Here is a 12894-nt window from a genome sequence, read left to right as displayed (position 1 = left end):
AAAACTAACCAACCACAACCATGAATGTTATAATTATTGAAGACGAAAAACCTTCGGCAAGACGCTTACAACGTATGCTAGAAAAACTTGATATTAAAACAGAAACACTTTTACATTCCGTTGAAGAATCTTTAGAATGGTTTAGCAGCAACCCACACCCTGATTTAATATTTTTAGACATACAACTAAGTGATGGCCTATCGTTCGAAATTTTTGAAACCATAAACATAAAAACACCTGTGATTTTTACTACAGCTTACGACGAGTATGCGCTGCAAGCGTTTAAACTTAACAGCATTGATTATTTACTAAAACCTATTGACGAAGATGATTTAGCCATAGCTGTAAAAAAATACAAGGAACGCCAACCACAAACACAAGCCGTTACTCTAGATTTTAACGACATAAAAAAACTACTAGTAAACCCCATAGATCGTGAGTATAAAAAAAGATTTTCGGTAAAAGTTGGACAACATTTAAAATTAATTTCGGTTGATGATATAGAGTGTTTTTATAGCGAAAATAAAGGCACTTATTTACATACTACAGAAGGTAGAAATTATTTATTAGATACAACTTTAGAACATTTAGAAAACGAACTAGAACCAGAATCGTTTTATCGTATAAACCGTAAATTTTACGTAAATATAAACGCTATAAAAGATATGGTAAGTTACACCAACTCGCGGTTACAAATAAAACTTAATAGTTACAAAGACCAAGATGTAATTGTAGCGCGCGAACGTGTTAAAGATTTTAAAGCTTGGTTAGAGTAACTTTGTTTTAAAATTTAAACAGTAAAAATAGTTTTAAACTGTTCGAAAACTATAATCATGTTTTTACTTGGGATTTCGCCTTTAGGTTTCATTTCACGAGTATAATAAGCCCAATGGACTTTTTGCCAATAGTGTAACGACTTATCTCCCTCACCTTCTATTATGGCATATGCTTTAGTTATTTTATTAAACGGAATATACTCTATTTTTACTGTTTTAATTATTGCTCTAGCTTCACCATTCCAGTTGGTAATTATATTTAAATCGCCAACTTTAGGCAATGCATAATTATAAGCTTTAAACCACCAAAGCGATGTAGATGTGGCTTGTTTAATGCCTTTTAGTACTAAATTGGCGCAATTATTAGCATCGGTTTTATTATCGCAAAAATACCAGGCTTGTGGTTGAATTGTATTTTTATATTCTGGGTTTTCTGCTAAAAAACTATTCCATAAATTATGTACGGTTTGGTTATTAAACGTTTTCATGCATACAAATTAACACATTTTGTTTTACGGCCGCGTTAAGGATTGCAGTGGAAAGCCCACAGGGAGGCACGACCGAGGACTTGCAACGTAAAGCCTGACCCCTTGCGGGTAACGCCCAAATAATTTAAATTATATTACAAGATGATATCATATATATAAAACCCTGAGCTAAATTCAGGGTGACAATTAATGACTTAAAAATCGAATTTATAAGTTGCTCCTGCTAAAACCTGAATGCCTTGTACTTGATAATTTTGCCATTTTTGGTAGGTGTTATTTACTAGGTTATTTCCTTTGGCATATACCGAAAATTTGTCGTTTATATGATAACCAACGTGTACGTTAGCGTCGAAAAAACTATCTAAAGTTACTGTTTCTGGTGTTGCTGTACTTTCTAGCTCTAATTGGTCTTTACGCTCGCCTACGTAAAATAAATTAGCACCTGCAAACCAGTTTTGGTCTATTTGATAATCTAAAAATAATGAGCCTTTTATATCTGGTAAATTCCAAGCTTCTTCTTCGGTTGTGGTATCGTAAGCAAAATATTCTGCTTTAATACCTAATGTAAAATTACGATTAACATCTACATTAAGTTCGCCTGCAACACCATAAGAATCGACATTATCGTAAGCTATACCAAAAGAATTTCCGTATTGGTAAGCTTCGGTTGCTGTTACATTGTTAATTGTGTTTGTTTTAAATAATGCTCTACTTTTATCGGCTTGGTAGTGTCCGCTAATACTGTAACTCATATTGCTTGAAAGCTTTCCTTTTAAACCTACAAATGCATTATAAAGCGCATCGGTTGGCTGCACATATAAAGTTGGTGAAACAAACGGATTTTCGTTAGCAAAATCGTAATATGAGTTTTGTTGTAAATCGCCTTGTACACCACCGTAAACTATTAAAACATCGTTTACTAAACGATAAGTTACTGTAACGTTTGGATACAAGTAAAACTTGTTGTCGCCATTTTCTGTATCGTTTAAATAATAGGTAGAAACGCCTAGATTTAGGGTTAAATCGTCTCGTTTTAGCTCGTATGTTGGCGATAAACCAACAAAAAAGTTACCATAATTAAGGTTGTTTATACCAAAGTAATCTGTGTCGAAGCTTCCGCCTAAGTAATCGAAAGTTAGCTTTGTTGAAATTTCAATATCATTAATTGGCACATCTACTGCCCCATTAAGTACAAATCTATTTTCACCAGAGCCTTGGTTATCGCCAAACCTGCGAAATTTAAAGTCTAAGGATTTTATATAGGTATCTTCAAAAGTAATATCGCCACCAAAATGTGCGTTGTAAAATGAGTGATCTACTACGGGGTTATTTGCTTGGGCAATTGCTACTTGATCTTCTGTCACACCATACCAATTATAAATTTGGTACTGAAAACCACCATCTACACCCCAAGAATAATCTCGTGAACGGTTTGTATAATTAACGTTTACTTTCGAGTTAAGAAAATGATCGTCGAACTCAACACCTTCAATTCCCCCTTGCGAAGAATGATGACTTACATAACCACCCACACTTTCGTTACGATTTAAAGCATGATTTAAGTATACTTCGCCTAAAATTGTAGTATAAGTGCCCACACCTAACGAGGCATAATTATCGAATATTTTTTCTGGTTCACGCTTTTCTACAACGGCTGCTTTACCTTTTGCTGGTGTAAAGGTTGAGGCAACAGGAAAAGAAAATATATTATACTTTACTTCTTTTTTAGTTTCGGTTGTAGCATCATCTAACTTTGGAGTTTCTTTTACTTTAAAAGCATCGGAAATTGTAGGTGCATATGGCTTAACAACATCTATAACTCCCGTATTTAAAGTATCGCTAGTTCTGCTTTGTGATAACACTATAGTTGTAGTTAAAAGTATTACTACGGTTAAAATATGTTTTATGTGCTTTCGCATGAGTTTTGCTTTTTTATGTTTTAAGTTTTCGCTTTCGCTGAAATCTTTTGATTTTATTTTGATTGATACGTACACTTTTAATATTAAGTGATACAAACTACTTAATCTTCGGTTTCGATTGATGAGTTTGTTTTAGCTTCCTGATTTTTAATTGCCTTTAATTCTGCTTTGGCTTCGGCAACGACATCGGTAAAATCTGGAAAATTTTGTATTACACTCTCTAATATATAAGTTGCCTGAAACGCATCGTTTAAAGCATAAAAGTTTTTAGCCATTAACACTAAACCTTTTGCGCTGTAATATTTATAGCCCGAAAAATCTTTGGCTAATTTTTGAACAGTTGTGTTAGACGCTTCGTATTTTGCTTCCTTATTTTTAAAATAGGCGTTGTAGTAAAGTGCTTCGGCCGCGGTTTCGCCAGTAGCTACTTTTTCTACTTCTGCATAAGCTGTTTTTGCTTTAGCCTCATTATTAGTTTTTATTGCCGAACGCGCTATAATTACGTGCGCATCACTTTTAATTTTATTATCAATTTTTGAACTGTTTAATACTTTTTCCGCGTAAGCGACAGCCTCGGTGTAATTTTCTAATTGATAATTGGCTTTCATTAAATTAGATTGCGCAAACACTACGTTTTGTGGAAAATTAGCTTCGTTCTCTAATCTTGTTAATACCGGAATGGCTTGTTTCCAGTTTTTCTTTTCTAATTGATATTGAGACAAACGCGTTAATGCTTCTTCGGTATATTCGTTTTGCGAAGCTTCAACTATATACGTGTAATGTGGCGCCGCATTTTCTAGCAAATCTTTTTTATAGTATAATTGAGCAACATAAAAATGAGCTTTTAAGGCATGTAACCCATTTGGAAACTGAGCTAAATATTGATTAAATTGTTTAATGGCTCTATCTGTATTTCCATCTACATATTGTTTTTCTGCAGATTCGTAAGTGGTATTATCTAAATCGGTATCGGTTACCTCAACATAATCTAAGGTTTTTACCCATGCTGCATACTCATCAACCTGACCTAAATCTATATAAATTAACCTTGCTGTTGATACGGCTTGTACAGCTTCTGGCGAACCTGCATAATTACTAGCCACACTTTTAAACTTAGTTAATGCCTCTTGGTTTTGCGATGCATTATAATAAATTAAACCTTGACGTAATTGCGCTTTCGGCACAAACGAACTCGTTTTATACTCTTTGCTTAAAATGTTATATGTAGTATGAGCTTTATTTATATCGCCCGATTTTACATAAGAATTCCCTAGCTCGTACATGGCATCGTCACGAAGTTTAGATTTTGGGTAATTTTTAATAAACGCTTCGAGTTCGTGTATTTTTTTTGAAGATTGCCCCGCATACCCAACACTTAGTGCTTTTTGAAAAAAGGCGTAATCGGATTCTATCTCGTTTAACTTAATAGCTTTTTGGTATGCTGTAACTGCTTCATCGTATTTACTAGAAACAAAGTAACCATCGCCTAAACGTAAATAAGCATCGTTAAGTCTTACTTTATCTTCTGTATGATTATTTATAAATTGATTAAAATACGTTGTGGCTTGCGTGTAGTTTTTTAACTTAAAATATGTATAGGCTAAATTATAATCGATATTCTCAAATTCTGGAGTTTGTGAAGCTTCGGCCATTTGGCTAAATTGTTTTAAACCAATTAAAGCATCATCGTAATCTGTTAAGTTATAATCTGCCTCTGCCTTCCAGAATGTTGCACGAGCTGTATATTGTGCTTCTAAAGATTCTTTTAACGATGCATCGAATAAATTTTCTGCCTCTAAATAATTGCTTTCATTATACAGCTCTAACCCACGATAAAAGGCTACTTTTTGGTATGCTACTTTATTGTCGTAACTATTTTTTCCTTTTAAAAGTTTTAAAGCTTCGGTGTAATTTTTAGAAGTAATGTAAGAATCTATTAATAACGTTTCTACTTCCTCACGGTAACTTGTATCTGGATATTTATCTAAATAAGCCGATAAAACTTGTGGTGCCGATTGGTAAGGGTTACCAATTTCGTAACTAATTTTAGCATAATTTAACCACGCATCTTCTTGAATTTTTAAATCGAAATCCATTTCTGATGCATTTTTAAACGCATTTAAGGCTTCTTGTTTTTTATCTAGGTGAACATAACTTTCACCTAAATGATAGTAAGCGTTTTGTGCAATGCTATTTTTACCATCAACAATTTTATTAAACTCGTTAATAGCATTTTGGTAGTCTTTTTGTTTGTAATAAGTGTAACCTAATTGGTAATAATCTGTATTATTCCATTTTGCAGTTTTATCTCTACTACCCTTTCTGCCTTTGTAAGCTTTTAAGTAAGGTAATGCTTCTGCATAATTTTTTAAATTGAAATAACTCTCTCCTATAATTTTTGAAAGTTCTGAGATTTCGTTTTCGTCGCTAGACTCTATTTGATTTTTAGCTAACGCTATCGCTTTTTCAAAATTCCCTAATTTAAAATTCAAATCGGCCTGGTAATACGATAGTTTTTCTCTGTATCGTTCTTGATCGCTTACTTGATCGAAATATTCGTTGGCACGATCGTAATCGTCTCCTTCATAAGCCATAAAACCAATATAATATTTTGCTTGCGAACCGTATTCTTTAGAGCTTTCTACACGGTTTAAATATTTTTTAGCATCCTTATACTGCTTAACTGTAAATGCTGAATATCCTTTATTAAAATAAAATTTTTCTTTTTCGCTTTTCCCTAAAGCATTTTCATTTACTTTATCGTACCATTTTATAGCATAAGCATATTTTGAATTCTCAAAATAATAATCGGCCACATCTACATAAGCTGTATTCCGTTTAGTACTTGTAGGGTATTCTGCAACAAAGTTCTCAACTAATTGGTCGGCATTTTGTTGATTTAATCTTACTGCACAATTAGCAATATAATAAGCACAATCGGACTGTAAAATTTCTTCTTCAGCTGTTTTTTTTATACTGCTAAATAGTGATTGGGCAGCTAAATATTGTTGATTATTATATAGAGATAGCGCCTTTTGATAATCGACTAAATTACTAGTGTAAGTCGCAGATTGTTGTGCCCATAATGCTAAGGAAAAACTTATAGTTACTATGAGGGAAAGTATGTTTTTGTAAATCATTTACAAATCTTTTTTTAGTTTGATGATTCAAAGATAAATTAATATAAAAAGTATAACGCAACAATTAAGATAGAATTATAAAAACGGGGATTAAATGTTTAAAAAATTATTTATATCTATTGGTATACAATTATCTTGACAATAAAAATTTGTAATTAAGGTTTGTTATGTTAAACTATAAACTTTAAACTTGTACTTCTAAACTAATTTTACATGTCTGATCTTATTTTACAATTAAAAAATGCATCAATTTTTCAAGGAGGCAGTCTCGTTCTATCTAAAATTAATTTAGAAATGAATAAGGGTGATTTTGTTTATTTAATAGGAAAAACAGGATCTGGTAAAAGTAGTTTTATGAAAACACTATACGGTGATTTACCCTTAACAGAAGGAGAGGGCAACATTGTAGACTTTAACCTAAAAACATTAAAAGAGAAAGAAATCCCCTTTTTAAGAAGAAAATTGGGTGTTGTTTTTCAAGATTTTAAACTATTACCAGATAGAAACATAACCGATAACTTATTATTTGTTTTAAAAGCCACTGGCTGGAAAGACAAAGATAAAATGAATACGCGTGTTACAGAAGTACTAACCAAAGTAGACATGAACACAAAAGGCTTTAAATTTCCACATGAAATTTCTGGCGGAGAACAACAGCGTGTAGCTATAGCAAGAGCTTTACTTAACAACCCAGAACTTATTTTAGCTGATGAGCCCACTGGAAATCTTGATCCGCAAACCAGTATAGAGGTTATGGAGGTTTTGCAAGATTTAAGTAAAAATGGGAATACCATTTTAATGGCCACACACGACTATGCTTTGTTGCTTAAATACCCAAGAAAGACATTAAAATGTGACGATAATCAGGTTTATGAGGTGGTGCAACGTAAAAGTTAAATCTTTTTTAAAATAAACTTACTCATTGCCAAAATAAAAAACAATGGCATAAAAAGTCTAGATGATGCTTTTGTTTTTAATTTAATTTCTTCTTCATATATTGAATAATTGTATTGTTTTGATAGCCCTTCTGTTCCGCAATTAGCTACTATCTCATCAATTATCACAACGGGCACTTTTTTTTTCCAGAGAGATAGGTTAAAAGCATAATCTGCCAAAACTTTATAACTAATATCGTATAAATTCTGGTTAAAAATAGAATGATGATAAAACATCCCCTGATGTGGCAAACAATTTTTTATCCAAATTTTATTTTGCCAGGTACTTTTAACTAAACCATTATTTTTTTTTACAAAAACAGAGTCCTTTTCATTAAAACTATAGACGATATTTCCTAACAGCAACTTAACATTTTCATTGTTAAAATAAGAACGTAATATTTTTAAAACATTTATATTATAGAAACCGTCATCGACCCCCATAAAATAAAGCCATTTACCTTTAGCTAATAAAATCCCCTTATTCATAGCATCATAAACACCTAAATCTGGCTCAGTGATTATGGTAAGGTTCTTAAATTTTTTTTGTAAGGCTGTAGTATCAAGTTTAGCACCCCCACCATTAATTACGATTACCTCAAAAAAAGAACTTGTTTGTTTATAAACTTCTAAAATGCATTTTTGAATTTTTGAAGCTTCATTTTTTGCAGGTATTATAATTGATAGTTTCAAGAAAATAAAATAAGTTATATTTGGTTTGAAATATAAGTTTTAACGATATTTAAAATCTACAAATTCTCTCTATGATTCCTTTAATATCTGTTGTAATTCCTCTTTATAACAAAGCAAAATATATCGAAGATACACTAAAAAGTGTAATTAATCAAACATTTAAAAATTTTGAAATTATAATTATTAACGATGGTAGTACAGATGATAGTGTTGAAGCTGCAAAAAGAATAAATGATTCGCGAATTACAATATACAACCAAACCAATTTAGGGCTCTCACAAGCTAGAAATAATGGAATAAAAAAAGGACGAGCTAAATATATTGCGTTTATTGATGCAGATGATTTATGGCTGCCAAATCATTTAGAACAGCTATTTGAGTTAATTAAAAAATACCCAAACAGAGGTTTATACTGTACAGGCTATAGTATTAAAAAATCTGACACTATTTGCACTCGTGCCTCCTTTAATGGCTTACCAAAAAACTTTAAGGGAATAATTCCTAATTTTTTCAAAAATTCTTTGCATCACTGCGTAGCATGGATAGGTGCTATTTGTATTCCTAAATTTGTTTTTGAAGATATTGGTTATTTTGATACCGACATTTACTCTGAGCAAGATACCGACATGTATATTAAAATAGCTTTAAAATATGAAGTTGTTCTAGATAACAGTTATTGCAGTGCCATTTACAACAGAACAATAGATGATAACATGTATAGTTTTTCTAATAAGAAAAAAATCCCTAAACTTCTGTACTCATATAAAGAGATTGAAAGCACAAATAATGATTTAAAAAAATACATAGATATTAACAGGTTTTCTACTATTATTTTCTTTAAACTTTCACTAAACAAAAAATTAGAAAAGGCTCTTATTAAAGATGTTGATTTTAGTAATTTAAATACGCTTCAACAAATGTTAATTTTACTACCAAATAGTATAGTACAAATACTGTTTCGCATAAAAAACAAACTCAAATTAAACACACTAATTGTTTTTAAACAATAATAATGTTATTTACTTATAATTTTAACCCACTGTTTTAATATTTTTTCTTCGGAAAACATTAATTCATCTGATTGCAAATTTCTTTTTATTGAAGCATAAAAGACATCATCAAGCAAAAGTTTATCCATTGCCTTTGTTAACTCTTCTTTGTTTTGTTTTTCCACAAGAATACCGTTAATATTATGCTTTATAATTTCGTTTGGACCACTATAGCAATCAAAGGAAACACATGGGGTTTTTAAAGCCATAGCTTCAATTAAAACCATTGGAAAACCTTCCGAGACACTTGACATTACTAAAGCTTTTGCATTTTTAATATACTTTTCAGGGTTATTAACAAATCCTTTTAAATGCACATAGTCGTCTAAATTTAATCTGTCAATTAAATTTGCTAGGCTCCGTTTTTCTTTACCTTCTCCTAAAATTAAAAGCTTTATGTTGTGAGAAGAAAGATTAGAATTTTTATAGCACTTAATTAAAACATCAAATTGTTTTATTTTATCTAAACGACCTACAGCTATTATATATTTTTCTGGTAATTCTTGTAATTCTACCTTCTTGTTTTCTTTAAACATAGGGTAATTATAAATAACAGTACTATTTAAGGACAACACGGAATTTAAAACATCCTTTATTTCTTTACTTACAGTTACTATCTCCCTATTCTTAACCAACGTAAATCTTGTTAATGGTTTTTTGTTAATAGTTGAAAAATATAAATTTAATTTGTAAGAGTGCACACAATAAACTACCGCAGCTTTTTTAAAAATAAATTGAGCAAAGGCAAATTCTTTTAAAAATTTATCGCGTACTCGATGATCTAAAATAACATCAAAATTTTCATATTTCACAAAGGTTCTTAATTTTAAAAAAGATGTAAAAATTGAATGTGTCGCTTTAATTTTACCAAAATTGAATATTCGCCCTTTAAAATTATAGTCTATATTATCGTTCATTAAAACTATAACTACTTCGTAACCTTTTTTAGAAAAGGAAACCGATAGGTTTGCTACCATTTTTTCGGCACCACCAGAACTTAAACTATCGGTTAAAAGACAAATTTTGGGTTTCATTAATTAGCAAAATAAGTATCGAAATTTATAGAATAATCTACAACCTTCCTTTCTGTTTGATTAAACTCTTTACTAAAAATACTATTGCCATTGGTAATACTTTTATGAGATACGCCAAACAAATGGGTTATACTTTCAAAAGTATGATCACTCATAAATTTTCTATTAGCATCATACTTAAAGTCCTTTGGAAACTCAAAGGTATTTGAGGTCCATACTAGAAACGGAATTTCGAACATAGTTTTAGTTAAACGTTCTTCATTTCTGCCAAAAAAGTCTGTCCCTTCATGATAAACGTTTTCACCATGATCTGAGAGGTATATTAATGCACTTTTAGTATTTATTTTTCTTAAACCTTCTATTAACTCATGTAATATAAAATCGTTATACAATACGGCGTTGTCATATTCCGCTATCGTTTTTTCATGCAAGGAACTACCGGAAGAATTAACAAATTTATTAAACTCTAACGGATATCTATTTTTATAATCAAAATGCGTCCCCATTAACCTTACAAATACAACTTTTTTACCAGGCATGCTTAAAATTTCATTATAATCAGGAAGTAAAACTTCATCTAAAACCATAGTATGTTTATCTATTAAATGATTATAAAATTTAAATGAATGTGAAAACGAAGCTATCTTACTTATTGCATTGTCATGATAACTTATTGCTCTTTGGTTAGACAGCCAATGAGTTTTGTATCCTGCACTATTAAAAAGTTGAACAATATTTATTATATCCTGCTTATCAGTTGATGAACTTAACGAAGTAAGTATTTTAGGCACACATTTTAACGTTAAAACATCTGTAGAAATCACATTATTATAAACCAATAAACTATCCTTTATTTTACTTAAAAACGGTGTAGTAGGCTTATTATAACCATAAATTTCCATATGCCTTATTGTAGTAGATTCACCTAATACAAAAACTAAAACCTCATTATTTGAAGTGATATTTAAATCACTAGTTAAGATATTTGAATCTAGTTTTACACTATTTTGCAAATCGTAATATCCATAAACCCCTCGAACAATATTATGATATGCATTCTGTTCAATCAATCCTGTTAACTTAAGGATAACAATAATTAATAGCGGATTTATTAAACCTAAAAAATAGTTACTTTTATATTTTACACTGAAAACATATTTTTTAAGAATAAAAAAGAAACCTATTAAAACTAACAGCAAACCAATAATTTTAAAATTTATATAAGAAGACATAAACTCACTTAATTCTTGCTGGTTAGATTCTATTAGCAAAAACATATAAGACGATGTAAAATTTGAAGAAACGGCGATATAAGAAGTTGTTTCCAACACTATATAAAAAACATAAAAAAAACATAAAATGTTTAATAATATTTTATACCTCGAAACCATCCTAAAGGCAATAGACGCAACAATAACAAAAAACAGAAAGTCTTCAAGAATATCTCGCCATTCAATTAAATCTAAATCAATAAAAATCAGTAGAAAAAAGTATTTAGCTAAAAGAGGTAATAAAAACAATAATAGTTTTTTTAATAATTTATTCATGGTTACTTAATTTATTTTTTCTAAACACAAATAAAAACAAACAAACCGCAATTAAATACAAAATTATGCTAATTAAATATCCGTATAACACCCCAAAAAGCTCAAACTTAGGCAAAAAGTTAATACTTAAAAAATAAAAGGAAACATATAAAACAGTATCGGAAATTAAATAATATGTAGTAATTTTTTTTGCATGAAATTGGTAAGCAAATGAAAATGCAATTACCTTAATAAAATCGGCCACTAATTGCAAATAAAAATAATTGGCAATGGGCAAAAAATCTTTAGTAAGAAATAGTTCTATTACATTATATTTAAATATGAACAACAAAAAAAAGGCTAATCCCATTAATGGAATTATAACTTTAAAATAAGATAACATAATATTTTTATAACCTAAAGTTGTTTTATTTGTTGTCAATTTGGGTAATAAATACAATGTAAATAAGGAGCTAAAAAACATCATATAAAACATTGAAATTTTGTTTAAAGCCTCCCAATAACCAGCCATATTTATATTTAAATTTTCAATTATTGCATTTCTTATAAACAAATAATTAAAGCTTAATAACAACGCCGAATAAATAGACATAAATATATAAGTCGACATGTTTTTTAGTATAACTACTGAAATGTTATTTATACTTTTAAAAGCACAAAAAATCAATTCACGAATTTCTCTAAAAAAAAACACCGTAAAAAAACTTACTGAAGGCACTATTAAACTCGATAATAAAGCACCTTTTAGGTTATAATAATAAACTAAACAAAAAACTACTAAACCATTAAGAAGGTTAAACACACATACTAAAATGGTGTAGATTTTAATTTTTTGAAGTCCATTAGCTATATAAAGACATATGAAATTAAAAGAAAGTAAAGGAAGTAAAATAGCTAAATATTTAAACACATATGCATAATCTATTGTTTTTAATGTATACAGAGAAATTGAGTCTGAGAAATAAAACAACACAATAAATACAGCAATGCATAAAATTAAATTTAGAAAAAAAATATTAGCTAAAATTAAAACTAGCTTATCCTTATTAGTTTTGTTTTCAGAAACGTATTTAATAACACCACTTTCAAAACCAGTTGTTGTAACTCCCAAAACACCTTGAATAACATTTTTAAAATTACCAACCAAAGCATAACCGGATGGCCCTAAAAAAACAGCTGTTACTTTCGAAACTATAAACGAGGAGAATATTTTAACAAAAACAATAATACTATTTGCATAAATAGCTTTAAATAAAGACTTACTTAAAGTATCCTTAGCATTTTCTTTATTAATAAAATTTAGAAATTTCAAT

At 29.8% G+C, this 12894-nt stretch carries 10 protein-coding genes; 3 read left to right on the top strand and 7 right to left on the bottom strand.

From position 1 onward, the window contains the following. Positions 1-20: 20 nt before the first annotated feature. Positions 21-776 (top strand): LytR/AlgR family response regulator transcription factor, encoded by a 756-nt coding sequence (locus LG649_RS11785; RefSeq protein WP_226544010.1) that lies wholly within the window; start codon positions 21-23, stop codon positions 774-776. A gap of 14 nt (positions 777-790) precedes the next feature. Here LG649_RS11785 and LG649_RS11780 read toward each other — a convergent pair whose 3' ends face one another. The 3 genes from LG649_RS11780 to LG649_RS11770 all read right to left on the bottom strand — a co-directional run bounded on the left by LG649_RS11780 (position 791) and on the right by LG649_RS11770 (position 6323). Next, positions 791-1264 (bottom strand): ASCH domain-containing protein, encoded by a 474-nt coding sequence (locus LG649_RS11780; protein ID WP_226544009.1) that lies wholly within the window; start codon positions 1262-1264, stop codon positions 791-793. 194 nt (positions 1265-1458) lie between these two features. Next, positions 1459-3183 carry a TonB-dependent receptor gene (locus LG649_RS11775; RefSeq protein ID WP_226544008.1) on the bottom strand — a complete coding sequence of 575 codons (1725 nt, stop codon included), beginning with the start codon at positions 3181-3183 and terminating at the stop codon, positions 1459-1461. A 101-nt stretch (positions 3184-3284) separates the two neighbouring features. Continuing rightward, complete coding sequence (locus tag LG649_RS11770) at positions 3285-6323, bottom strand: tetratricopeptide repeat protein (RefSeq protein WP_226544007.1); 3039 nt, start codon at positions 6321-6323, stop codon at positions 3285-3287. 213 nt (positions 6324-6536) lie between these two features. Between LG649_RS11770 and LG649_RS11765 the strand changes: the two genes are divergently transcribed. After that, positions 6537-7220 (top strand): cell division ATP-binding protein FtsE, encoded by a 684-nt coding sequence (locus LG649_RS11765; protein WP_226544006.1) that lies wholly within the window; start codon positions 6537-6539, stop codon positions 7218-7220. Here the strand turns inward: LG649_RS11765 and LG649_RS11760 are convergent. After that, complete coding sequence (locus LG649_RS11760) at positions 7217-7951, bottom strand: glycosyltransferase (RefSeq protein WP_226544005.1); 735 nt, start codon at positions 7949-7951, stop codon at positions 7217-7219. The genes LG649_RS11765 and LG649_RS11760 overlap by 4 nt on opposite strands. A gap of 71 nt (positions 7952-8022) precedes the next feature. On the opposite strand from LG649_RS11760, the gene LG649_RS11755 reads away from it, so the two are divergent. Further along, a complete protein-coding gene (locus LG649_RS11755) occupies positions 8023-8961 on the top strand; it encodes a glycosyltransferase family 2 protein (protein WP_226544004.1) in 939 nt (312 codons plus the stop codon). Between the two features lie 5 nt (positions 8962-8966). Here the strand turns inward: LG649_RS11755 and LG649_RS11750 are convergent, their stop codons facing one another. From LG649_RS11750 to LG649_RS11740, 3 genes are read right to left on the bottom strand one after another with little or no spacing between them, the layout of a single operon-like run. Then, on the bottom strand, positions 8967-10034 hold the full coding sequence (locus LG649_RS11750) for a glycosyltransferase (RefSeq protein WP_226544003.1): 1068 nt from the start codon (positions 10032-10034) through the stop codon (positions 8967-8969). Then, positions 10034-11581: a phosphoethanolamine transferase gene (locus LG649_RS11745; protein ID WP_226544002.1), complete on the bottom strand. Its 1548-nt coding sequence runs from the start codon at positions 11579-11581 to the stop codon at positions 10034-10036. The genes LG649_RS11750 and LG649_RS11745 overlap by 1 nt, the downstream gene beginning before the upstream one ends. Then, a complete protein-coding gene (locus LG649_RS11740) occupies positions 11574-12893 on the bottom strand; it encodes an O-antigen translocase (protein WP_226544001.1) in 1320 nt (439 codons plus the stop codon). Before LG649_RS11740 ends, LG649_RS11745 begins: the two co-directional genes overlap by 8 nt. Position 12894 lies beyond the last annotated feature (1 nt).

Source organism: Neotamlana laminarinivorans, assembly GCF_020523925.1.
In the GTDB taxonomy this organism is placed as follows: Bacteria; Bacteroidota; Bacteroidia; order Flavobacteriales; family Flavobacteriaceae; genus Neotamlana; species Neotamlana laminarinivorans.
This window is presented reverse-complemented; position numbering and strand designations above follow the sequence as displayed.